Origin of the sequence: Nitrospirillum pindoramense, from assembly GCF_007827955.1 — a bacterium.
GTDB classification, from domain to species: domain Bacteria; phylum Pseudomonadota; class Alphaproteobacteria; order Azospirillales; family Azospirillaceae; genus Nitrospirillum; species Nitrospirillum amazonense_B.
Window position 1 is genome coordinate 16,529 of sequence record NZ_VITR01000003.1, and the last position, 21,840, is coordinate 38,368.

The 21,840-nt window shown below is 68.5% G+C and carries 21 protein-coding genes; 14 read left to right on the forward strand and 7 right to left on the reverse strand.

From position 1 onward, the window contains the following. The first annotated feature begins 134 nt into the window (after nt 1-134). Together FBZ90_RS05155 and FBZ90_RS05160 are read left to right on the forward strand one after the other, a co-directional pair. Nucleotides 135-401: a hypothetical protein gene (locus FBZ90_RS05155; protein WP_145729969.1), complete on the forward strand. Its 267-nt coding sequence runs from the start codon at nt 135-137 to the stop codon at nt 399-401. A 55-nt stretch (nt 402-456) separates the two neighbouring features. Then, complete coding sequence (locus FBZ90_RS05160) at nt 457-1,896, forward strand: DegQ family serine endoprotease (RefSeq protein WP_246130168.1); 1,440 nt, start codon at nt 457-459, stop codon at nt 1,894-1,896. 33 nt (nt 1,897-1,929) lie between these two features. Here the strand turns inward: FBZ90_RS05160 and FBZ90_RS05165 are convergent, their stop codons facing one another. Continuing rightward, complete coding sequence (locus FBZ90_RS05165) at nt 1,930-2,586, reverse strand: TlpA family protein disulfide reductase (RefSeq protein WP_145729970.1); 657 nt, start codon at nt 2,584-2,586, stop codon at nt 1,930-1,932. Between the two features lie 194 nt (nt 2,587-2,780). On the opposite strand from FBZ90_RS05165, the gene FBZ90_RS05170 reads away from it, so the two are divergent. Further along, nucleotides 2,781-4,106 carry a replication-associated recombination protein A gene (locus FBZ90_RS05170; protein ID WP_145729971.1) on the forward strand — a complete coding sequence of 442 codons (1,326 nt, stop codon included), beginning with the start codon at nt 2,781-2,783 and terminating at the stop codon, nt 4,104-4,106. A gap of 105 nt (nt 4,107-4,211) precedes the next feature. Next, the gene (locus FBZ90_RS05175) at nt 4,212-5,198 is read left to right on the forward strand and encodes a proline iminopeptidase-family hydrolase (RefSeq protein WP_145729972.1); all 987 of its coding nucleotides are present in this window, start codon (nt 4,212-4,214) and stop codon (nt 5,196-5,198) included. Between the two features lie 44 nt (nt 5,199-5,242). On the opposite strand, the gene FBZ90_RS05180 is transcribed toward FBZ90_RS05175, so the two are convergent. The 3 genes from FBZ90_RS05180 to FBZ90_RS05190 all read right to left on the reverse strand — a co-directional run bounded on the left by FBZ90_RS05180 (nt 5,243) and on the right by FBZ90_RS05190 (nt 10,460). Then, on the reverse strand, nt 5,243-7,360 hold the full coding sequence (locus FBZ90_RS05180; protein ID WP_145729973.1) for an FUSC family protein: 2,118 nt from the start codon (nt 7,358-7,360) through the stop codon (nt 5,243-5,245). A 112-nt stretch (nt 7,361-7,472) separates the two neighbouring features. Further along, nucleotides 7,473-9,263, reverse strand: a complete 1,791-nt coding sequence (locus FBZ90_RS05185) for a tetratricopeptide repeat protein (RefSeq protein ID WP_186455617.1) — start codon at nt 9,261-9,263, stop codon at nt 7,473-7,475. 87 nt (nt 9,264-9,350) lie between these two features. Next, nucleotides 9,351-10,460, reverse strand: coding sequence for a hypothetical protein (locus FBZ90_RS05190; RefSeq protein WP_145729975.1), 1,110 nt, complete (start codon nt 10,458-10,460; stop codon nt 9,351-9,353). 521 nt (nt 10,461-10,981) lie between these two features. Here FBZ90_RS05190 and FBZ90_RS05195 point away from each other — a divergent pair. Together FBZ90_RS05195 and FBZ90_RS05200 are read left to right on the forward strand one after the other, a co-directional pair. After that, nucleotides 10,982-11,809, forward strand: coding sequence for an OmpA family protein (locus tag FBZ90_RS05195; protein WP_186455618.1), 828 nt, complete (start codon nt 10,982-10,984; stop codon nt 11,807-11,809). 79 nt (nt 11,810-11,888) lie between these two features. Continuing rightward, the gene (locus FBZ90_RS05200; RefSeq protein ID WP_145729977.1) at nt 11,889-12,380 is read left to right on the forward strand and encodes a heme-degrading domain-containing protein; all 492 of its coding nucleotides are present in this window, start codon (nt 11,889-11,891) and stop codon (nt 12,378-12,380) included. A 1-nt stretch (nt 12,381) separates the two neighbouring features. Here FBZ90_RS05200 and FBZ90_RS27765 read toward each other — a convergent pair whose 3' ends face one another. Beyond that, nucleotides 12,382-12,843 carry a hypothetical protein gene (locus tag FBZ90_RS27765; RefSeq protein ID WP_186455619.1) on the reverse strand — a complete coding sequence of 154 codons (462 nt, stop codon included), beginning with the start codon at nt 12,841-12,843 and terminating at the stop codon, nt 12,382-12,384. Nucleotides 12,844-13,086: 243 nt separating this feature from the next. Between FBZ90_RS27765 and FBZ90_RS05210 the strand changes: the two genes are divergently transcribed. From FBZ90_RS05210 to FBZ90_RS05235, 6 genes are all read left to right on the forward strand, one after another. Beyond that, the gene (locus tag FBZ90_RS05210; protein WP_145729978.1) at nt 13,087-14,097 is read left to right on the forward strand and encodes a hypothetical protein; all 1,011 of its coding nucleotides are present in this window, start codon (nt 13,087-13,089) and stop codon (nt 14,095-14,097) included. Next, entirely contained in the window at nt 14,094-14,474 is a 381-nt protein-coding gene (gene crcB / locus FBZ90_RS05215) for a fluoride efflux transporter CrcB (protein WP_145729979.1), read from the forward strand. Before FBZ90_RS05210 ends, crcB begins: the two co-directional genes overlap by 4 nt. Beyond that, the gene (locus tag FBZ90_RS05220; protein ID WP_145729980.1) at nt 14,471-15,484 is read left to right on the forward strand and encodes an RluA family pseudouridine synthase; all 1,014 of its coding nucleotides are present in this window, start codon (nt 14,471-14,473) and stop codon (nt 15,482-15,484) included. The genes crcB and FBZ90_RS05220 overlap by 4 nt, the downstream gene beginning before the upstream one ends. Nucleotides 15,485-15,499: 15 nt before the next feature. Continuing rightward, nucleotides 15,500-16,177, forward strand: a complete 678-nt coding sequence (locus FBZ90_RS05225) for an HAD-IA family hydrolase (RefSeq protein ID WP_145729981.1) — start codon at nt 15,500-15,502, stop codon at nt 16,175-16,177. Nucleotides 16,178-16,227: 50 nt separating this feature from the next. Beyond that, nucleotides 16,228-16,938, forward strand: a complete 711-nt coding sequence (locus FBZ90_RS05230; RefSeq protein ID WP_145729982.1) for an ATP12 family chaperone protein — start codon at nt 16,228-16,230, stop codon at nt 16,936-16,938. A gap of 96 nt (nt 16,939-17,034) precedes the next feature. Continuing rightward, complete coding sequence (locus tag FBZ90_RS05235; protein ID WP_145729983.1) at nt 17,035-17,334, forward strand: SCP2 sterol-binding domain-containing protein; 300 nt, start codon at nt 17,035-17,037, stop codon at nt 17,332-17,334. Between the two features lie 62 nt (nt 17,335-17,396). On the opposite strand, the gene FBZ90_RS05240 is transcribed toward FBZ90_RS05235, so the two are convergent. Together FBZ90_RS05240 and FBZ90_RS05245 are read right to left on the reverse strand one after the other, a co-directional pair. Further along, entirely contained in the window at nt 17,397-18,929 is a 1,533-nt protein-coding gene (locus tag FBZ90_RS05240; protein WP_145729984.1) for an FAD-binding oxidoreductase, read from the reverse strand. A 99-nt stretch (nt 18,930-19,028) separates the two neighbouring features. Next, a complete protein-coding gene (locus tag FBZ90_RS05245; protein WP_145729985.1) occupies nt 19,029-19,727 on the reverse strand; it encodes an NUDIX hydrolase in 699 nt (232 codons plus the stop codon). 134 nt (nt 19,728-19,861) lie between these two features. Between FBZ90_RS05245 and FBZ90_RS05250 the strand changes: the two genes are divergently transcribed. Together FBZ90_RS05250 and FBZ90_RS05255 are read left to right on the forward strand one after the other, a co-directional pair. Continuing rightward, complete coding sequence (locus FBZ90_RS05250) at nt 19,862-20,881, forward strand: SPFH domain-containing protein (protein ID WP_145729986.1); 1,020 nt, start codon at nt 19,862-19,864, stop codon at nt 20,879-20,881. Nucleotides 20,882-20,884: 3 nt separating this feature from the next. Continuing rightward, nucleotides 20,885-21,838 carry a diacylglycerol kinase catalytic domain-containing protein gene (locus tag FBZ90_RS05255; RefSeq protein ID WP_211101916.1) on the forward strand — a complete coding sequence of 318 codons (954 nt, stop codon included), beginning with the start codon at nt 20,885-20,887 and terminating at the stop codon, nt 21,836-21,838. The last annotated feature ends 2 nt before the right edge of the window (nt 21,839-21,840 follow it).

Here is a 21,840-nt window from a genome sequence, read left to right on the forward strand (position 1 = left end):
TGCCCGTGTAAGGGGAGGAAAGCGCTGCGTCAGCGGCGCTTTTCCGCTCTCGACGGGCGGGGTCCAATCGCGCATCCTGCGGCCCGTCCGGACTCCGCGCGACGGCGCGCGGAGGCGTCGGACAGGAGGAGGACGTGGTGCGTACTTTCGGGATCAAGGCGGCGGTCAGGGTGGTGTCGGGCGGCCTGGTGCTGCTGGGGCTGGCGGGCTGCATGGCCCTGCCGTCGCAGCGTGAGGGCAAGCTGGACAGCCACGCGGCGTGCGTCGCCCGCTGCAACCGCGACAGCCAGGTGTGCGGCGACACCAAGGCCGGGCAGAGCGACCATACGCCCGAGCTGAACAACGGCATGTGCCAGCGCGATCTTAAATCGTGCCTGAACCGTTGCGGCGACCCAGGCTGAACCCTATTTCAGCGCAGAGCCACTTCGTTTCGACCAGACGTGAGAGTTTTTCCCCGTGACGCTTGAAACGCCGTTCCGCCGCGCCCTGTTTCGCCGGGCTCTATCCCGCTGCGCCCTGATCGCCATCGCCGCCGGCTTGGCCCTGACGCCGCCCGCCCTGGCCCAACAGGTGCCGCAAAGCCGGGAGCAGATCACGCTGAGTTACGCGCCGCTGGTGAAGCGGGCGGCCCCGGCGGTGGTCAACATCTACAGCCGCCGCGTCATCAAGCAGCGGGTCTCCCCCTTCATGGAAGACCCGTTCTTCCGCCAGTTCTTCGGCGACGCCTTCCGCGGCGTCCCGCGGGAGCGGGTGGAATCCTCCCTGGGGTCCGGCGTCATCATCCGGCCCGATGGGCTGATCGTCACCAACGACCACGTCATCAAGGATGCCGACCAGATCACCGTCGTGCTGGCCGACCGGCGGGAATTCCCCGCCAAGGTCATGAGCGCGGATGAGAAGGTCGACCTGGCGGTCCTGCGCATCGACACCAAGGGCGAGAAGCTGCCCACCCTGGAACTGGGCGACAGCGACAGCATCCAGGTGGGTGACCTGGTGCTGGCCATCGGCAACCCCTTCGGTGTCGGCCAGACGGTCACCAGCGGCATCGTCTCGGCCCTGGCCCGCACGGGCGTGGGCGTGTCGGACTTCAATTTCTTCATCCAGACCGATGCCGCCATCAACCCCGGCAACTCCGGCGGCGCGCTGATCACCATGGATGGCAAGCTGGCCGGCATCAATTCCGCCATCTATTCGCGCAGCGGCGGCTCCGTCGGCATCGGCTTCGCCATCCCGGCGGACATGGTGCGGTCCGTCGTCACGGCGGTGGAAAGCGGCGGCAAGCTGGTGCGGCCGTGGATGGGCGCCAGCGGCCAGCCGGTGACGCAGGAACTGGCCACCAACCTGGGCCTGCCCCGGCCCCAGGGCGTGCTGATCAACCAGCTGAACCCCAAGGGCCCGCTGGAGCAGGCAGGCGTGAAGGTGGGTGACGTGGTCACGGCGGTGAACGGTCATCTGGTCGACGATCCGGAAAGCCTGCGCTACCGCATCGCCCTGCTGCCCGTGGGCGGCAACGCCACCCTGACCATCATCCGCAAGGGCGCCGAAACCAAGCTGCCGGTCAGGCTGATCGGCCCGCCGGAGGACCCGCCCCGTGACGAGACGGCGCTGGACGGCCGCCAGCCCTTCGCCGGCACCACCGTCGCCAACATCAACCCGGCGCTCGCCGAGGAGGTCGGCTACGCCGGTAGCTCCGATGGCGTCATCGTCCTGAAGGTGCAGCCGGGCACCACCGCCCAGGCCCTGGGCTTCCAGCCGGGCGACGTGGTGGTGAAGGTGAACGGCCAGCCCATCACCCGGGTGGCCGACCTGAAGCGCCTGGTGAACCAGCCCCAGCGCCGCTGGGACCTGGCCGTGCGTCGTGGCGATCAGGTGCTGACGCTGAGCGTGGGAGGCTGAGGGCTGTGGCGGCTGACGCGGCTTCCCGCCGCGTCAGCTCCGGCCAGCCCATTGGGTCAGGGTTTTGACCAGTAAGTCCACGTCATGCTGGTTCTGCGGCTCACCCGCTTGGGTCACCGGAACAGGGTGCCGGTCGAAGCGCAAGCCCTGACCATCCTTCCCCAGGAAGGTGCTCATGGGGAAGGCGGTGCCGATGGCCGGTTGTTCCGGCGGATTCATCGAGACGTCGGCATACAGCTCCCGTGACGTGCCAGGGGGCAGGTCCAGCACCACCTGCCGCCAGGGCAAATCGTGCTCTTTCACATAGGCCTGGTCCTTTTCCCAGTCGCGCAGCCGGGAGACCAGGACGATTTCCAGCTTGTCCGCCCCCACCTGCTCCTGCACCTGGCGCATCACGCGGAACTCCGCGACGCAAGGGGCACACCAGTGGGCCCACTGGTTCACCCACACCACCTTGCCCTTCAGGCTGTCGAAGTGGAACGGCTGCCCGTCCGTGTCCTTGAAGGGGGCGGTGCGCAGGGCGGCGATATGGCGGGCCAGCTCCGCCGCATTGTCTGTACGCATGACCCGTTGAGCCGGCGGCGGTGTGGGGGCCGTGGGGGCGCCGTCGCTGGCCACGGCCGCCAAGGGTAGGCCGGGGACCAATGCCAAGGCCGTGCCCAGGATCAGCCGCGTCAGCGTGTGGCTCATCGATATGCCCCATGTCCATCGGGCCCGCCGGCAACTGGCTGCCCACTTTGGTTTATACGGGGAAAATTTATGCAACCCGGCGCGGGCGCGACGGAAGTCCCGCTATGAAATGGACGATGCCAAGCCGGGTCCCACTCTGGCATGGTGTTCCGGGGCACGGTGTTCCGGGTTTGTATCCTCATGGGTAAGGCGCGATGGTGAAGAGCGGATCAGGTTCCCTGTTCGAGGCGGAGGCGCCGCGCCCGCTGGCCGACCGGCTGCGGCCCACCGCGCTGGATCAGGTGGTGGGGCAGGAGCATCTGCTGGGGCCCAAGGGCCCCATCGGCCGCATGGTGGCGGCCCATCGCTTAAGCTCCATGGTGCTGTGGGGCCCACCGGGCTGCGGCAAGACCACCATCGCCCGCCTGCTGGCCCAGGCCACCACCCTGGCGTTCGAGCCCCTGTCCGCCGTCTTCTCCGGCGTGGCCGACCTGCGCAAGGTGTTCGAGGCGGCCAAGCAGCGCCGGCAGGCGGGCCAGGGCACCTTGCTGTTCATCGACGAAATCCATCGCTTCAACCGCTCGCAGCAGGACGGATTCCTGCTCTATGTCGAGGACGGCACCGTCACCCTGGTGGGCGCCACGACGGAGAACCCGTCGTTCGAGCTGAACGCCGCCTTGCTCTCCCGCGCTCAGGTCTTCGTCCTGAACCGGCTGGGGGAGGAGGCGCTGGAGAAGCTCATCGGCCGGGCGGAGGCGGAGGAGGGCCGCGCCCTGCCGCTGACCGAGGATGCGCGCGCCGCCCTGAAGGCCATGGCCGACGGTGACGGTCGCTATTTCCTGAACCTGGTGGAGGAAATCTACGCCGTGGTGCGGCCGGGCGAAGACCCGCTGGACACCAACGCCCTGACCGTGGCGGTGCAACGGCGCATGCCCCTCTATGACAAGGCGCAGGAGGGGCACTACAACCTCATCAGCGCCCTGCATAAGTCCTTGCGCGGCTCGGACACCGATGCCGCCCTCTACTGGTATTCCCGCATGCTGGCGGGGGGCGAGGATCCGCGCTACATCGCGCGCCGCCTGGTGCGCTTCGCCAGCGAGGATATCGGCATGGCCGACCCCCAGGCCCTGACCATCGCCCTGGCCGCCTGGGACGCGTATGAGCGCCTGGGCAGCCCGGAGGGGGAGTTGGCCGTCGCCCAATGCGTCATCTATTTGGGCACGGCGCCCAAATCCAATGCCGCCTACATGGCCATCAAGCAGGCGCAGCGGGCCGCCAAGGAGACGGGCAGCCTGATGCCGCCCATGCACATCCTGAACGCGCCCACCCGCCTGATGAAGGATTTGGGCTACGGCAAGGGCTACAACTACGACCACGACACCGCCGATGGCTTCTCCGGCCAAAACTATTTCCCCGAGGGCATGGCGCGGCGGGAGTTCTATCAGCCGGTGGAGCGGGGCTTTGAGCGCGAGATCAAGAAACGCCAGGACTACTGGGCCAAGCTGCGCCAGCGGGCCAGCGAGGGGGGCGGGGAAGGCTGAGCGTCCAGCGGCGCATTGCTCGGCATCGGCCTTTTCCATCCCGCAAACGCAAAGCGGCTTACGGTACCGTCCGGTCCACGTTTGACCCTATCGATGAGGATCTCCATGGATCGTCGGCAGTTTCTGTCCACCGCCGCCATTCTCGCCGCGACGCCCGCTTTGACGCCGGCCCCAGCCGCGGCCGCGCCGGCCGACCCCCTGAACCCGGCGGGCATCCGCGTGGCCGGCATCCGCATGATCCCGGTGGCGGGCGGCAAGTACAAGGTATGGACCAAGAAGATCGGCAGCGGCGCCGTAAAGGTGCTGCTGCTGCACGGCGGCCCCGGCTTTACCCATGAATACCTGGAGGCGATGGAGTCCTTCCTGCCCGAGGCCGGCATCGAAATGTATTATTATGACCAGCTGGGGTCGAACAATTCCGACCAGCCGGACGACACCAGCCTCTGGACCTTGCCGCGCTTCGTGGAAGAGGTGGAGGAGGTGCGCCGTGGACTGGGGCTGGACCAGTTCGTGCTCTACGGCCATTCCTGGGGCGGCATCCTGGCCATCGACTACGCGCTGAAATATCAGAAGCACCTGAAGGGCCTGGTCATCTCCAACATGGCGGCCGGCATCCAATCCTTCCTGAAGCGCGTCAACGCCCTGCGCGGCCTCATGAAGCCCGAATCCCAGAAGCTGATCCGCGAGCTGGAGGCGAGGCAGGCTTACGACGACCCCGCGTACGAGAAGATCATGATGGAGGAGCTGTATCCCCAGATGATCTGCCGCCTGGACCCCTGGCCAGAGCCTGTCACCCGCGCCTTCCGCCATGCCAATCTCACCATCTACAACCAGATGCAGGGCAAGAGTGAGCTGGAGGTGACGGGCAACCTGAAGGATTGGGAGCGCTGGGATGCGCTGCCCCAAATCAAGGTGAAGACCCTGACCATCGGCGCCACGCATGACGAGATGGATCCGGAGGACATGAAGCGCATGGCGACGCTGATGCCCAACGCCCGGTCTGTCATCTGCCCGACCGGCAGCCACCTGTGCATGTGGGACGACCAGGATTTCTATTTCAGGAACCTGATCCCCTTCCTCAAGAGCGTGTGACCGCTGCGGGCGGCTACCCTGCCCAGAAAAGGAGGGGAAGGGGCTCAGGCACGCGCCCTGGCGTCCGCCGCCATGGCGTGGGCGTAGGTCTTGGCCGCCTGCACCACATGCGTGACGGCGCGGGCGATGTCGTCCGGCGGCTCGCCCTCGCGGTCCAGGGCGCTGTCGTCCGTCGCCACGCCCCGCACCAGGGCGCCCAGGCGGGCCGTGGCCGCCTCGCAATAGCCGATGCGGCGGGCGTCGGGCGGGCCGGGGATGGTGCGTTCGTCCAGCCAGGCGACGGTGGCGGCCCCCGCCAAGCGGCGGAGCGTCTCCAGCAGCGCCGCCGCTTCGTCGAGATGCGCCTTGCGCCGGCGGCCTTCCAGCACCATGCGCTGGCGCGTCACCTCGGCGGCGGTGCTGGCCAGGCCGGCGGCCCGGCGGGCGGCGTCGATCTCGGCATAAGGCGTGTGGCCCGCCCGCACCACCAGGATGGCGTAGCGCATGTTGGCCTCCACCGCCGCCGCCAGCTTGTGCGGGAAGCCCTTGGGCTCCCGCTCCGGCCACAGGACCAAGCAGCCAGCCAGGCCGATAAGGCTACCCAGCGTGTTGTTGAAGGCGCGGGCCAGGGCGATGCCCTCGCCATGGGCGTTCAGGCCGGGATGCAGCAGGTCCGCCACCAGCACGAACAGTGGCGTCAGGAAGGTGACGAACAGGCTGTAGCTGACGGAGCGCAGGGCGATGGTCGCGGCGGCCAGGGGGAAGATGGCGGCCAGCAGCCACAGGGGCGTGGGCAGGGCCACGGCCAGGAAGGCCGCCGCCGCACCGCCGATGACGCTGCCCACCACCCGTTCCAGGGTACGCGGCCAGGTGGTAGCCGCCTGCGGCTGCATCACCACCACCGCCGCCATGGTGGCCCAATAGGCGTAGGCGACGTCCAGATAGGCTGTCACGGCGTAGGTGGCGGTCACCACCAGGGCCACGCGCAGGGCATGCCGCGCGATGGGGGAGGAAGGGGCCAGAGCCAGGCGCAGGGCGCGGGCCGGCGTCAGGCGGCGGCGCGGCGCCTCGTCATTTTCCGGCACGGTGGCCAGCGCGCCGTCATCCACCGGCGGCGCCCAGGCGCGGGTCAGGTCGGCCAGGGCCTGGGCGCAGACCTGGGCCACCCGGCCCACCAGGTCGTAGGCCGGTCGGGCGACGCGGTCCAGCACCTCCGCCTCATAGGCCACCAGCGTGCCGTCGGGCGCCGAGCGCAGGACTTGGCGGCCGGTACGGACCAGCGCGGCGCGCAGTTGGCGCAGGGGCAGGGTGTCGGCGTCGGTGGGCGTGCCGGCGGCGTGCGGCTCCAGGTCATAGCCCAGCGCGATCAGGCCGGCGAAGATGCGCTCCCCCGCTTCGATGGCGGCCAGCAGGGCCCGGCGGATGTCGCGCCCGGCCCCGCGTCCGGCGGAGAAACGGCCCACGGCGGCGCGCGCCCGCTCGATGGTGTCGCGCACCGCGCGGCGATGCTCGGCCGCATGCGCCTTCCAGCGGGCGTCCTGCGTGGCACCGCTGCTGTGCAGGGCCAGCAGCTCTGCCGTCATGTCGCCCAACTCGGTATAGATGGCGGCCACGGCGCGGCGGGCGGGGGCGTAAGGGTGGATGGGCCACAGCACCAGGCACAGGGCCACGGCCCAGCCGCTGCCCAGCAGGAACACGCCCGACAGGCGCAGGGCTTCCGCCGGCGGCATGGGATAGCCCACCGCCACCACGGCGACGCAGCAGGCCAGCACGCCCACCTGGGTGGCGGCCGGGCCATAGACGCGGCTGAGGCAGCAGATGGACAGGGCGGCGAACAGGGCGGCCGCCGCCCAGCCATGCCCCAAGGCCGCCACGGCGCTGATCGCCCCCGCCAACACCGTGCCGATCAGGGCGAAGCCGCCCATGGCCCGCAGCCGCACGCCGAAGGGCCCGCCGGGATCGGCCAGACAGGCCCAGAAGGCGGCGAAGGCGGCCCAGGACAGGATGGGCTGGTCCAGGTACAGCGCCAGCGTGACCATCAGCGCCACCGCCGTGGCGGCGCGCAGGCCCTCGGTGATGCCGATCTGCTCCGGCGTCAGCGCGAACGAGCGCGCCTGCAGCCAGCGTGCAAGCCGGCTCAGCGGGGAGGAGCGGTCGGTGGGCACCGTGTGGGCGTGGGACATGGAAGCTCAAATAGGCGAACGAGGGACCGGGACAACGGTAGCCAAAGTCGTTCGCAGATGCAGCATTGGTGTGTGCAATGCGGCATTGCCCAGCGCACTGGCAGAGGTCCCGTCAGGCTGCCGCCACCTGCTCCATCAACGCTGCCTTCACCGCCGCCACCGGTGCCGTCCAATCCCCCAGGCGGGTTTGCCGGAACAGGTGCAGGGACGGGTACCAGGGGCTGGTGTCGCCGGTGTCGTGCCAGCGCCAGTCGGTGGTGGGGGACAGCAGCAGGAAGGCCGGCACGTTGAGCGCGCCGGCCAGGTGGATGCAGGCGCTGTCGGAGCCGATGACCAGGTCCAGTCCGGCCACCAGGGCGGCGGTGTCGGCCCAGTCGCGGATGGAGGCGGCGGCGTCGCGGATGCGGCCGAGCGGTACGGCCGGGTTGGTCAGGGCGGCCCTGGCCGGGCCCATCTGCAGGCTGATGAACTCCACGTCCGGCACGTCCAGCAGGGGCAGCAGGGGGGTGAGGCCGGGGGAGCGCCAGCGGTCATCCGGAAACTCCGGATTGCCCTGCCAGAACAGGCCGACGCGCAGGCGGCCCCTTTTGGTGCCCAGCATTTGGGCCCAGCGCAGCTTCCGGCCAGGGTCGGCCTTGATATAGGGCCCTGACCAGGGCACGGCGGCCGGTTCGGGGCAGAAACGGCCCGGCAAATCCATCATGGGCACCTGCGCATCCCAGGGCGGCGGTGCCGGGGAGGCTGTGCCCGGTGCCGGCGTCTGCGCGTTGACCACCACGGCGCCATATCCCTGGGCGGCCACCAGCGGGGCCAGGCCGGCCGGCACCTCGATGGTCAGCCGGGCGCCGGCCGCGGCCAGCAGGGGCAGGAAGCGCAGGCACATCAACGTGTCGCCCACCCCCTGTTCATGCCACACCAGCAGGCGCAGCCCCGCCGGCGCTTCGCCGGTCCAGGCGGGCAGGTCCTGGTGCCGGGGCGGCTTGGCGGCCGAGGGCCAGCGCCAATGGTAGGCATCGAAGCCCTCCCGATACCGGCCCAGGCGCAACAGGCACAGGGCCGCGCCGAAATTGGCCACGGGGTCCGTGGGCGCCAGGCCCGCCGCCGAGTGGAAGGCGTCCAACGCCTCCTCCGTCCGGCCCAGCAGCCGCAGCAGCACGCCCAGGTCGCGATGCGGCAGCATGGCGTCCGGCCGCCGCCGCGCCGCTTCCGCCAACTGGGCCTCCGCCTCCTCGAAACGCGAAAGGCTGGTCAGGGTGTTGGCCAGGGCGCAGCGGGGCAGGGGCGCGTCCGGCGCCGCGCTGACGGCTCGGGTCAGCAGGCCGACCGCCTCCGCCGTGTCGCCGCCACGCCGCCGCAGATCCCCCAGGTTGTTCAGCGCCACGATGTCGAAGGGATCGCGCGCCAGGATGTGCCGGTACCAGGACTCCGCCTCTCCGACGCGGCCCAGCCGCTCGCACAGGCGGGCCAGCTCCGTCACCAGGGACAGGTCATCCGGCGTCCGTTCCACGCAGGCGCGCAGGGCGTCGGCGGCGGCCGACAGCCGTTCCAGCCGGGCCAGCAGGCGGGCCATGTTGCGCAACGCGTCGGGATGGTTGGGATTCAGGCGCAGGGCCTGGGTGTAGGCGGTCAGGGCCTCATCCGTGCGACCCAGCGTATCCAGCACCTGGGCGTGGTTGGCGTGGTAATCCGCCACGCCCGGCTGCCGCGCGATGGCCCGCGCGATCAGGGTTTCAGCCTCTGCCGGCCGTCCCGCCTGGGCCGTGGCAACCCCCAGCAGGTGCAGGGCGTCCGGCTGCTCCGGCTCCTGCACCAAGAGCGAGGCGTATAGGGCGCTGGCGTCCGCCAGGCGGCCCGCCCGGTGGTGATCCAGCGCCACCGTCAGGACCTCCCCGACGGTGCGCATGCCTTTGGTCCTGGGTGCCTCGGGTGCCATGCCGCAGTGATACCCCCAAGGAGGGAGTTAGGCTAGCGCGGGCCTTGGTCCCAAAGGTCACATCCTGATTGGGCCGTCTCCCAGCACCCCCTTGTCCGGCCCGCCATCGGCCCCGCCGCGGGTGAGGCGCAGCCAGCCCAGCATCCGCCCCCAGGGGCTGAGGCCGGACGACGGTGTTTCCGACTCCACCGCCGCCTCATCCTCCGCCGTGCCGTCCTCCGGTGTGCCGGCCGGGATCTCCGGCGTCGCGGTGGACGTCACTTGGGCCCGCATCTCCGCGAAGTCGGCGACAGCCTGCCCCTGCAGCATGCGCACGCCGGCGTCCAGCGCGCTGTGCACCACGGCCAGGCTGTCGCAATGGGTGAGGATGCAGCGCTCCGCCCCCAGCACGCGCAACGCATGGCGGAGGGCGGCCGCGGTGGGCACATCATGCGCGCGCAGCGGTGCTGCGGTGCCATCGGGACCATTGGGCAGCGACGGCATCAGGCGCAGCAGCACATCCTTGGGCAAGGACAACTCCGTCGCGCGGTCCAGGGGCACATGGTCCAGCACCATCAGGCACTGCCGCAGGCGGCCAATTCGCAGCGCTTCCCCCACCGCGTCCGGTGCCACCAACCACTCGGCGTAGGGCAGCTCGATGGCCAGGCGGGCATGCCAGTGGGCGGGCAACTCGTCCAGCAGCGCGGCGAAGGTTCCGTTGCGCACGGTGCCAGCGTGCAGCTTCACGGCGATGGGAAGGCGGGGGGATGCGCCCTCGTGCAACAGATGCCGCAACATCCGCTGGTCCAGCACCTCGGTCACGCGGGCCTGCATCCACGGCACCCCGACGATGGTGACCTGGAACAGCCGCTCCAGCGCCCCCAGGTCCACCGTCTGCTCCAGCATGACCGGTTCCAGCGAGGTGCCGTCATCCCTGACGCGGTAGATGGGATGGCGCCGCACCAGCGACGACAGATCCGCGCCATGCAATCCCCGTTCGATGCGCAACAGGGCCGCCACTTCATCGGTCGCGGGGGCGGGCGAAAGCAGCGACCCTTCCCCCGTCAGCGTGCGCAGGCAGGTGACCAAGGCCTTGGCCTCCCGGGGGAGATCGAACCAGTGCGCGTCCACCTTCCCCTGGTGCGCGTCGGCGAATACGGAGCGAACGCGGTCAACGGCGGCCAGCAAGGTTCCGGCGCTCCGTGTATCGCCGACAAGAAGCCAGCCGTAAGGGCCTATCCTATAAGTATTAATCCTAACGGTGTGTCCAGCTGGCGCTGTGACAGCCTTTAGTTCGCCGTCCATGATCCTGTGAATAACGGGCTCGCAGGCATCGGGGATGCCTGAAAGATCAAGCATGGCGGCCCGGCGTGGCGCACTATTCTGTGTGATACTGCCAATATCGTCCAATATATTTGCTATTTTTCTGGCCATGACGGGCCTTCCCCGCGACAGGTATGGTGTCTGTTTCTCATATTTGCTCTGGCGTTATTATATAACGCTTAAAATTCCCCTGGTTATGATTTGAATCAATCCAGTTTTTTGGATGATCATTAGGCTTGTGGAGCTAACCTCACCCTGACTGATCTTCCCGTCGGGATGTTGGGTCTTGTCCGGTGCCGGCTGATGCCCGCCTGGCAAGCACCTGAAAATCCCCAGGAAGCCCGGCCCCGCAGACAAGAATGACAGACTTTTGGCAGACCCAAGGGATGGCGGCTCCCAAGGCCGGCGCGGTATCGGCCAGTGCCCCCGCCAAACGCCCGGACCCGGCGAAGTTCACCACCCTGCCGCCCCCGGTCGAGGAGTCGGAGGAGTGGATCATCAGCTACATGGATATGGTGACCCTGCTGATGGTCGTGTTCCTGGGCATGGTGGCCATCTTGGGCGTCAAGAACCGGGCACCTGACGCCGCCGCCAAGAAGGCAGCCAGCGGGGCCCCCAACCGCGCCACCGGGGAGGGCGCCCTGGCGCAAGGCCCGTCGCTGGACGGGGGGCCCATCGCCGTCCTTCCCGCCATAGCGATCACCGGGCTGCCAGTACCCTCCGCGCCGCCGCCGTCCGCCGGTGGGGAGCCGCTGCCCGCCGGCGGGGAGGAGGGCGGCGGGGAGGCCTTGTCGCCGAACGCCCGGGACTTGCTGAATCAGTTGGAAGCCGCCGGCCGCCCTGCGGGCCTGGATGTCATCGTCTCGGATCGCAAGCTGACCATCGCCATCAAGGACCGTATCCTTTTCGCCTCCGGCAAGGCCGACTTGGCGGCGCCCGGCCGCCAATTGCTGCGGGCGGTCGCCCACAGCCTGCGGGCCCTGACCGGGGTGATCACGGTCGAGGGGCACACGGACGATGTGGCCATCGCCACGGCGCGTTTCCCCACGAATTGGGAACTGTCCTCCGCACGGGCCACCGCCGTGGTGCGGGAACTGATCGCCGATGGGGTCGAGCCTGGCCGGCTGCGCGCCGTGGGGTACGCGGACACCAAGCCGCTGGACCCGCACGACCGCGCCGCCAACCGCCGGGTCACCATCGTGGTGGAGCGCTAACGCGGTGCCGTGCTGGGCCTCTCAAACCAAAGGCGTTACCCTGCGCCCAGGCATCAACCGGACCGGAGAGCCCCGCCCCATGTCCCCCGACGACGATCTGCGCCGCATCGCCTTGCAGGAAGAGCGCCTGGTGTTCACCCAGTTTGGACAGGAAGAGGCGTGGGCCGTGGGTCTATGGCTGCGCCAGGCGGGGCTGGCGCGCGGCGGGGTCATGGTGGTGGATGTTTCGCTGCATCACCAGCAGATGCTGCGCCTCACGGTGGGACCGGCCACGCCGGATCACGATGATTGGGTCAGGCGCAAGCGCAACACCGCGCTGCACTTCGCCCGGAGTTCCTACGCCATCGGCCTGACCCTGGCGCAGCAGGGAACGACGCTGGAAGCTAAAAGTGGCTTGCCCCACCGGGATTACGCCACTCATGGCGGGGCGGTGCCCCTTGTGGTGACGGGGGCCGGCTGCATCGGTGCCCTGACCGTTTCGGGCTTGCCGCAGCGGGAGGACCACACCCTGGCAATGGCGGCCCTTGCCCATGTGCAGGCCCGCGATATCAGCGACATCACGCTGACGTGACTTAGCGATCCAGGGTGATCGGGCCGTCGCGGGTGGTTCCGGTATTGGTTTCCGGCGACTTGGTCAGGTTGTCGCCCCGGCTGCGCTTTTCCTCATGCTTGCCGTAGATTTTGTCCAGGCGTTCGAACTCCGCCTTGTGGAAGGCCTCGACCTCCTCACGGTTGCCGAACTGGGGTGCCGTGATGATGATGTCGTCGATGGGGCCCTCGGTGCGGGGCGGCTCCACCGCCTCCGGGTCCTTGGGCGGGGCCGCGACCTTGACCACCGAGGTCGGCAGGCCATTCTTGTCCAGGCCCGGCTTGGGGGCGTCCGGCTGCTGTGCGGCGGGCTGCCCCGCCGTGGCGGGTTGGGCGCTGGTCTGGGCCGAGACGGCGGGGGCGGCGAGAACCGTCAGCGCAAGGGCGGCCGGGCCGAAGACGGCATGCAGCGGGCGGATGGAGGAAGGCCAGGTACGGGCGAGCACGGGGATAACTCCGCAGCGACGGTCATATAGCTTACCACGTGGGACCGTCCTGCCAACTGTTGCCTGACCGCTTGCCGTGCGCGCATCCGTTGCAATCCGAACAGGGGTGCCAAATAGGGGTGCCAGGTGGGGGGCCGGCCGGGGGGCGTGCGGGGAGGGCTGGAAAGGCCGTGCGCAGCACGCGCGGCGTGCCGTCGCGGGTGTATCATGCCATTTCCGATCAAGGGATTGAGGGGGAAGACGGTGCCCGTCTTCGATGAATATATCGGTATCGATTGGACAGGGGCCTTACCCGCCCGGGGTATCGCCATCGCCTGGGTGCGCCCGGACTGCGGTGTCGTGAGCCTGGTTCCGCCGCCCGGTCGGCACTGGACCCGGCGGGCCGCCATGGACTGGGTCGCCGACCGGCTGCTGGGACATCGCCAGATGGGCACACGGGCCTTGGTGGGCATCGATTGCGGTTTCGCCCTGCCGTATGTCCCGGGTGCGGGCTACCTCGATGGTCGCGCCGCCGGCGTCGATGACCTGTTCGGCCTTTGGGAGCTGGTGGATGCGGCCGCTGGCACCGGTCCCGGCGCGGACGATTTCTGTGGCACCCCCGCGCTGGCCGATCCCCGCCTGGGGCCCAGCTTCTGGGTGGCGGGGCGCCGCCCGCCGCACTGGACCGACGCCGAGGGCGGCGGCAAGCGTCGACGGGTGGAGTTGGTGGCCGCGCGCACCGGGGTGGGCACGCCCGTCTCCGTCTTCAACCTGGCCTCCGCGTCCAAGCAGGTGGGCAAGGCCTCCCTGGCCGGTATGCGCTCCCTGCGCTACCTGAAGGGCCGGGTGGGAGAGGGGCTGGCGGTGTGGCCGGTGCAGGCGCCGCTGATCGCCGATGGCGGGGCGGCGTCGGTCGTGACGGAGATCTATCCCACCCTGTTCCGCCGCCGCGCCCATGGCCTGGCCAAGATTCGCGACTGGTCCGCCATGGCGGTGGCGCTGGCCCGGCTGGGGTGTGGCCTGGCGGGACGTGAAGCGGATGAGGGCAGCCATGCGGGGACGGTGGCGCCGCCAGCCTTTGACGACCACGCCGGCGATGCCATGATCGCCGCCGCCGGCATGATGCGTTGGGCGGTGCTGGACGATGTCTGGGCGCCCAGGGGGCTGGACACCGCGACGGCGCGGCGTGAAGGATGGATTTTTGGCGTCACCGGCGATATGTCCGGCGATGCCGAAGCCGTCTTGCGCGATGGTGCCGCCGGGGGTGGAACATGATCCAGGTTATGGCCGTCGCCTTGGGCGGTGCCTTGGGCTCCGTCCTGCGGTATCTGTCGCAGGTCTGGCTGGGGCGCCTGCTGGGGTTGGATTTCCCCTGGGGCACCCTGTTCGTGAATGTGGTGGGCTCGCTGATCATGGGCGTGCTGGCGGAGTTGGCGGCGCGGGTGTGGAGTCCGACGCCGGAACTGCGCGCCTTCCTGGTGGTCGGGGTGCTGGGTGGTTTCACCACCTTCTCGTCCTTCTCGCTGGACATCGGCATGCTGGTGTCGCGGGACGACTGGATGGTGGCGATGCTGTATTTTATGGCGACGCTGGTGGTCGGCGTCGGTGGTCTTTTCGTGGGCATGGCCCTGGTACGTGCGGTGGTGACATGAGTGAAGAGGGTGGCCGTAAGGTCGAGACGCGGACCGTGACCGCCGATGAGGCGGAGATGCGTCTGGATCGCTGGTTCAAGCGGCATTACCCGGCGCTGAGCCATATCCAGCTGGAAAAGCTGCTGCGTACCGGCCAGGTGCGGGTGGATGGCGGCCGCGTCAAGGGCGCCACGCGCCTGGAAGCTGGGCAGTCCGTGCGCATTCCCCCCATGCCCGACCTGGCGCCCCTGGCGCCGGGCGCCGTGACGCGCAAGGAGCGGCCGCTGCTGTCGGACAAGGAAGTGAAGGCCCTGCGCGACGCGGTGCTGTACCGCGACAGCGACGTCATCGTGCTGAACAAGCCCGCCGGCCTGGCGGTGCAGGGCGGCACCGGCCAGAACAAGCACCTGGACGCCATGCTGGACGTGCTGACCTTCGACGGGAAGGAGCGGCCCAAGCTGGTCCACCGCCTGGACAAGGACACCAGCGGCTGTCTGGTGCTGGCGCGCAGCAGCTTCGCCGCCACCCGGCTGGCCGGCTATTTCCGGGGCAAGGACGCGCGCAAGTATTACTGGGCCGTCACCGTGGGCGTGCCCAAGCAGTACCAGGGCAAGATCGACGCCGCCCTGGCCAAGGAAGCCGGCACGCGCGGCGAGCGCATGGCCGTGGACGAGGATGAGGGCGCCCGCGCCGTCACCCTGTACCAGGTGATCGAGAACGCGCACCGGCAGGCCGCCTTCGTCGCCCTGTGGCCGCTGACGGGCCGCACGCACCAGCTGCGCGCCCACATGGTGGCCATCGGCACACCCATCCTGGGCGATGGCAAGTACGCGGGGCAGGAGGCCTTCCTGCCCGGTGGAGCCGAGCTGCCGCGCCAGTTGCACCTGCACGCCCGCCGCATCGTCATCCCCAACCCACGGGGCGGCAAACCCATCGACGTATCGGCCCCCCTGCCGCCGCACATGGCGCAAACCTGGGACTATTTCGGCTTCGATATGAAAGACGGCGACCCGTTCGCCAGCTACGCGTGATTCCGGGACCACCCGATGACCGGTTTCAACCGCTTGGCCCTGTTCGATTGTGACGGCACGCTGGTGGACAGCCAGCATGCCATCATCGCCGCCATGGCTGCCGGGTTCGCCGCCCAGGGGCTGGCCCCGCCGCAGGATGAGGCGGTGCGCCGCCAAGTGGGCCTGTCGCTGGACGTGGCCATCCTGGGCCTGCTGCCCGAGGGGGTGGGGCCGGGCGCCGTGGCCGGCATCGCCACCGCCTACAAGGCCGCGTTCTTCGAGAACCGGGAGCGGGGCGGCGCGGTGGAACCGCTGTATCCCGGCCTGGTGGCGGCCTTGGACGCGCTGGAGGCGGCGGGCTTTCTGCTGGGCATCGCCACCGGGAAGTCCCACCGCGGCCTGGTGGCGACGCTGGAGCAACATGGGCTGACCGGGCGTTTCCTCACCTTGCAGACGGCGGACCGAGCGGCGGGCAAGCCGGCGCCGGACATGGCGTTGCGGGCCATGGCGGAGGTGGGCGCCGACCCCGCCACCACCGTGGTCATCGGCGACACCAGCTATGACATGATGATGGCGCGCGCCGCCGGTGCCGCCGCCCTGGGCGTGGCCTGGGGCTATCATGCTCCCGAAAATCTGCTGGCGGCCGGTGCCGCCCGCGTTTGCCATGACTATGCCGAGGTCCCGGCGGCGGTGGCCGCGCTGGTCGCGGTGTGAAGCCCCCGGACGTGGTGTGAAAGTCGCGGCGCGAAAATGGACCTGAACGAATGAAACGCATTTACAAGACGGTGGCCGTGGTTGCGGGGCCGGCGGCGAGTGGCAACGCCGGTTGGCAGGTGCGGCTGGACGCCCATCTCCTGAAGTCGCCGGCCAAGGCCGACCTGGTATTGCCGACGCAGGCTTTGGCGCAGGCGGTGGCCGCCGAATGGGATGCCCAGGGCGATACGGTGGTGCCGGCCAGCATGCCCATGATGCAGTTGGCGTCCACCTGCGTGGACCGGGTGGGACCGCAGCGCGCCACCATCCTGGACGGCGCCGCCGCCTATGGCGGCACGGACCTGCTGTGCTATCGCGCGGCGGAGCCGGCCAAGCTGGTGGAACGACAGGCCAAGGTCTGGCAGCCGCTGCTGGATTGGGCGGCGCTGCGCTATGACGCCCTGCTGCAGGTCACCACCGGCATCATGCACCGCGCCCAGGACCCGGTGGCCCTGAACGCGCTGAAGCGCGCGCTGGAGGATCTGGACGACTGGCAGTTGACCGGCGTGCAGAACGTCGTGGCGCTGACCGGGTCCCTGGTCCTGGGCCTGGCCCTGTTCGAGGGGCGCATTGACGCCGATCAGGCGTTCGACCTGGCGGAACTCGACGAGTCGTTCCAAATCGAGCTGTGGGGCGAGGACGATGAGGCCAAGGACCGTCGTCAGTCGTTGAAGGCCGACCTGGCTGCCAGTTTACGTTACCTGGACTTGCTGAAGGGCTGAGCGGTCCCGGTCGAAAAAAAGTGGAATTGGCCGTCCAACGGCCCCTTATATGCGGTGCAACAACCGTTCAGCACCGTATGCAAGGAACCTGTCCCCATGACCTTCGATCAGCTTGAAGCCAAGATGCGCGCCTCGCTTTCCCAGTTCACCGGACTGGGGGCCAAGGTGAAGTTCGACTTCGGCGCCGATGGGGCCCTGTTCCTGGACGCGACCAAGGTGCCCACCGTGTCGCGCGACCCGGTGGACGTGAACACCACGCTGAAGATCTCCCTGTCTGACTTCGTGAAGCTCAGCGAAGGCAAGCTGAGCCCCACCCTGGCCTTCACCTTTGGCAAGCTGAAGGTCCAGGGCGACATGGGTGTCGCCCTGAAGCTGGCCGGCATGCTGGACGACTGAGGGTCTGATTTCCGGCCGCCAGGGGGCTGGACATAGCTCCCTGGCGCCTCCGTTGCCCTTGGTCAAACCGGCTTGATGCCCTGGGCATAGCTGAACAGCGACTTCGGATCGACCTTGGTCTTGACCGCCCGAAGCTTGGCGTAGTTGTCGCCATAGTAATCCTGCTGCCAGTCCTTCAGCGACGGGTCGGGGAAATTCTGGTAGGCGCCCACGGCCTTGGTGCGTGCCAGCGCCAGCGCATAGAAGCTTTCCTGCCAGGCCAGCGCCTCGTTCACCAGGGAGTCGGGGTCCTTGGGGGCCCACCAGTTGACTTCGCTCGAGAACAGCCAGTCATAGCCGCGATGCACGAAGGCCGTCTGTCCGGGCTTCTTGTTGTTCACAGCGCCGCCGACCTGGAAGAACTTGAAGGCTGAGCCCATGCTGGTCCGGGGCATGCCCCGGGCGGAATCCATCAAGGCCGCCACGGTGTCCTTGGTCAGGGTGGAAGTGTTCATGAAGGTCGACTTTTCCCGGTAATAATAGGGGAAGGTTGCTTCCGACAGGACGTCTTGGGCCGACCAGTAAGCCATGTCGGCTTCGACCTTCTTTTTGTCCGCCGCCTGCCAGAGGTCCCCGAACAGCTTTTCCACCGCCGCCTGGCCGAAATGCGCCTGGCCCAGGACCGACACAGTCATGCCGGCGTTGGCGAAGCAGTTGGCGTCCCGGGCGGGAACGCTGACCGAGATCTTGCAGCCAAAGCCGTTGGGGGCCTCTTGCAAGCGGTGCAGCAGATTATACAGGACCGTGTCCAGGTCCTTGGACCAGCTCAACTCGAACACGGTGACTGTGGAGACCTTGAAGGTTTGCAGCGTGAAGCTGGTATTGATGCCGAAATTGCCGCCGCCGCCGCCTTGGCACGCCCACAGCAGGTCGTCACCGTCCGAGGCGGTGATCGTGTTCCCATCGGCCAGCACCAGATCCGTTTTGTGCAGCAGGTCAGAGCCGATGCCGTACAGGCGCATGTTGAAACCGATGCCGCCGCCCAGCAGGAAGCCGGCGGCGCCGACGCCATCGCACCGGCCATGGGTGATGGTACGGCCCAGCCGTTCCAGCGCCTTGTAGACCAGGCTGTTGATGGTGCCGCCGGCGATCTTGACCGTCCCGCTTTTCTCATCGACCTCCAGGATGCCCGCCATGGGCGACATGTCGATCAGCAGGCCCTCGGTATTGGAGTAGCCGGCGTAATTGTGGCCGCCGGAGCGTACGGCGAACGGCGTGTTGGTCGTCTTGGCCCAGTTCAGGCAGGCCGCGACGTCGTCGGCGGATGAGCAGCGGGCGATGCCGCCCGGCCTCTTGATGAAGCGCAGGTTGTTGGGGCGGTAATAGTCACCGAAGAACGGGTCATCGGGCATCACCAACGCGCCCTTGAGCGCCCGTGCCAGGTCGGACCAGGCGCTGGGCGGCGGACAATGCACCTGCGGATGCAGTTCCACGCCCGGGTTGGCCAGCAGCTTTTGCCCCCAGGCAGCCTTGGCGGGCAGGCCGGCGCCCACCGCCAATGCCCCGAACCCCTTCAGAATGGACCGCCGCGCCGTCGCCGTCTCGAATGCCCCCACCACGCATCTCCCTTTAGCCGAGTGTTGTATGCCAACTGACTCTACTAAATGGACGGGTGGTGCAAGAGGGAACTTCTACCACCTTATGCGTACGGCCCGTCACAAGACGCGATCGAAAAACGCGGTGGAGCGCGCTTCCTTCAACCGGTAAATCTGGGCCGGCCGGTTGCTGCCCCGGCGCATTTCGCCCGGCACCGGTTCCACGAAATCCACCTCCGCCATGCGCTTGCGGAAGGCGGACTTGTCCAGCCGCCGGCCCAGCACCCGTTCATACACCGATTGCAGCTCGCTCAGGGTGAAGCGCTCCGGCAGCAGGTGCACGGGCAGGGTGGAGTATTCCACCTTGCGGCGCACCCGCGCCAAGGCGAGGCCCAGCAAGTCGCCGTGATCGAAGGCCAAGTCCCCGGCCTCCGCCAACACTGTCTCCACCGGCCGCCATGCGGCGTCGGCGGCGTTGCCGCCCCGGACGGCGGGCGCCTGGCCGGGGCCGATGAGGGCGACATAGGCGACGCTGAGGCTCCAGCCCCGCGGGTCACGGGTGGCATTCCCCACCGTCTGCAACTGCTCGATATAGGGCGTCGCCACGCCGGTCTTCTCCCGCAGGATGCGGTGCGCCGCCGCGTCCAGATCGGCGTCCTCATCCGTGTGGATCCAGCCGCCGGGCAGGGCCCAGGCATCGAGGAAGGGGGCTGCCCCCCGGCGGATCAGCAACACCTCCAATCCCGCTTCGCCCAAGGCGAAGAGGATGAGGTCGACAGTGGCGATGGCGGGCGCGGCGGCGGTGTCCAGGGTCTTCATGCGGGGATATTACCCTTTCAGCCACTTAGTGTCGATCACCAACTAACTTAGTTGACAAACGCCACTAAGTGGCGCTTGCTATGGTCATCCGCGGCCGGCAGGGGCTGGCCGCATCGGCAGCAAGGACCGAGCCCATGTTTGGTTTCCGCTATATCAAGACCGAGCCCACCCAATACGTGATGCAGATGCGCGACGGTCGCGTGCGACGGGAGGGGGCGGGGCTAGCCTTCTGGTATTTCGCGCCATCCAGCTCGATCATGCTGGTGCCTACCGCCAGCGTGAACGAGCCCTTCATCTTCCCCGAGGTCACCGCCGACTTTCAGGAGGTGACGGTGCAGGGCCAGATCACCTACCGCGTGGCGGAGCCCAAGCGCACGGCCGCTCTGCTCAATTTCACCCTGAATCCGAAGGGTGTTTACGCCTCTGAGGATCCGCAGAAGCTTTCGCAGCGGCTGATTGACCAGGTGCAGGTGGCCATGCGCGCCGAGGTGCAGGCCCTGACCCTGACGGAGGTGTTGGCCGCCAGCGACGCGCTGGTTGGCCGCGTGGCCGCCCTGCTGCGCGCCAATGCCGCGTTGGAGGCCCTGGGCCTGGAAATCCTGGGCCTGTCACTGTTGGCTGTGCGGCCCAAGCCGGAAACAGCCAAGGCGTTGGAGGCGGAGGCGCGCGAGGCCCTGCTGCGCCGTGCGGACGAGGCGATCTACAGCCGTCGCAACGCTGCCGTGGAACAGGAGCGCCGCATCAAGGAAAACGAGCTGTCGACCGAGATCGCGGTGGAGAACAAGAAGCGCGAAGTGCGCGAGGCGGAGATGGAGGCGCAACGGGCCGTGCAGGAACGCCGTCTGCAAATCCAGCGGGAGGAGATGGCGGGCAAGATCGGCCTGGAACAGCAGAACCAGGATCTGGTGGCGCTGGCCACGGCCAATGCCAAGGCGGAGGCCGACGCGCGGGCCTACGGCCTGTCAGCCATGATGAACGCCTTCGGCGACGCCGATCCCAAGGTGCTGCAGGCGTTGGCCTCGGTCGGGATGAAGCCTGGCCAGCTGATGGCCCTGGCCTTCCGTGATCTGGCCGACAACGCCGCCAAGATCGGGCAGCTGAACGTCTCGCCCGACCTGCTGCGGGAAATGCTGCAGCCGGCGGCGCGGGGGTGAGCCATGGCCGCTTCGGAAAGCCGCATGGCGGAGGATCGCAAGATCATCCTGGTGGTGCGCGACACCCGGCTGGATGAATTGATCGCCCGCTTCAACACCCTGCAACAGGCGCAGTTCTATATTGAGCATTTGGGGGCCGATTTCGGCGACTACCTGGCGGAGCGGGAGCAATACCGCGCCGCCACGCGGCAGGTGGAAGAGGCGTTGCGCCGCTTCGGCCGGGTGCAGCGGCTGGATCGCCGCTATCTCAGTTCCTTCCTGTTCGGCGTGGACGATGTGGTGGTGGTGCTGGGCCAGGACGGACTGGTGGCCAATACGCTGAAATACCTGGATGGCCAGCGCGTCGTCGGCGTGAACCCGGATGCCCGGCGCTGGGACGGGGTGTTGCTGCCGTTCCAGCCCAACGATCTACCCCGCGTGATGGGCGAGGAGATGCGGGCCGGCCGGCCGGTGAAGCACGTCACCATGGCCAAGGCGCAGTTGAATACCGGTGCCGTCCTCTATGCCGTCAACGACTTGTTCATCGGTCCGCGCAGCCACGCGTCCGCCCGCTACACCCTGACGGTGGGGCAGGTGGCGGAGCGGCAGTCGTCCAGTGGCATCATCGTCTCCACCGGCATGGGGTCCACCGGTTGGCTGAAAAGCCTGTACGCCGGCTGGGCCGGGGCGGCGGCGGCCATGGGTGTGGCGCCGCCGGCGGGCACGCTCAATGCCGCCTTTCCCTGGGATGCCGAACGCCTGCACTACTTCGTGAGGGAGCCGTTTCCCAGCCGCACCACGGGCGCCAGCCTAGTGGCGGGCCCCGTGTCGGCGCAGGTGCCGCTGCAGGTGGTGTCGGAGATGGCCGACAACGGCGTCATCTTCAGCGACGGCATCGAGGCCGACTTCCTGGAATTCAACGCCGGCACCCATGCCACCATAGGCCTCGCCGAGCGGCGCGGACATCTGGTTGTTTAGGC

Excerpts from the sequence above, each read along its gene's own strand:
- crcB (WP_145729979.1), top strand. The coding sequence starts at position 14,094 with ATGATCCAGGTTATGGCCGTCGCCTTGGGCGGTGCCTTGGGCTCCGTC.
- FBZ90_RS05175 (WP_145729972.1), top strand. The coding sequence starts at position 4,212 with ATGGATCGTCGGCAGTTTCTGTCCACCGCCGCCATTCTCGCCGCGACG.
- FBZ90_RS05245 (WP_145729985.1), bottom strand. The coding sequence starts at position 19,727 with ATGAAGACCCTGGACACCGCCGCCGCGCCCGCCATCGCCACTGTCGAC.
- FBZ90_RS05195 (WP_186455618.1), top strand. The coding sequence starts at position 10,982 with ATGGCGGCTCCCAAGGCCGGCGCGGTATCGGCCAGTGCCCCCGCCAAA.
- FBZ90_RS05185 (WP_186455617.1), bottom strand. The coding sequence starts at position 9,263 with ATGCGCACCGTCGGGGAGGTCCTGACGGTGGCGCTGGATCACCACCGG.
- FBZ90_RS05235 (WP_145729983.1), top strand. The coding sequence starts at position 17,035 with ATGACCTTCGATCAGCTTGAAGCCAAGATGCGCGCCTCGCTTTCCCAG.
- FBZ90_RS05180 (WP_145729973.1), bottom strand. The coding sequence starts at position 7,360 with ATGTCCCACGCCCACACGGTGCCCACCGACCGCTCCTCCCCGCTGAGC.
- FBZ90_RS05225 (WP_145729981.1), top strand. The coding sequence starts at position 15,500 with ATGACCGGTTTCAACCGCTTGGCCCTGTTCGATTGTGACGGCACGCTG.
- FBZ90_RS05230 (WP_145729982.1), top strand. The coding sequence starts at position 16,228 with ATGAAACGCATTTACAAGACGGTGGCCGTGGTTGCGGGGCCGGCGGCG.
- FBZ90_RS05255 (WP_211101916.1), top strand. The coding sequence starts at position 20,885 with ATGGCCGCTTCGGAAAGCCGCATGGCGGAGGATCGCAAGATCATCCTG.
- FBZ90_RS05165 (WP_145729970.1), bottom strand. The coding sequence starts at position 2,586 with ATGAGCCACACGCTGACGCGGCTGATCCTGGGCACGGCCTTGGCATTG.
- FBZ90_RS05170 (WP_145729971.1), top strand. The coding sequence starts at position 2,781 with ATGGTGAAGAGCGGATCAGGTTCCCTGTTCGAGGCGGAGGCGCCGCGC.
- FBZ90_RS05200 (WP_145729977.1), top strand. The coding sequence starts at position 11,889 with ATGTCCCCCGACGACGATCTGCGCCGCATCGCCTTGCAGGAAGAGCGC.
- FBZ90_RS05250 (WP_145729986.1), top strand. The coding sequence starts at position 19,862 with ATGTTTGGTTTCCGCTATATCAAGACCGAGCCCACCCAATACGTGATG.
- FBZ90_RS05220 (WP_145729980.1), top strand. The coding sequence starts at position 14,471 with ATGAGTGAAGAGGGTGGCCGTAAGGTCGAGACGCGGACCGTGACCGCC.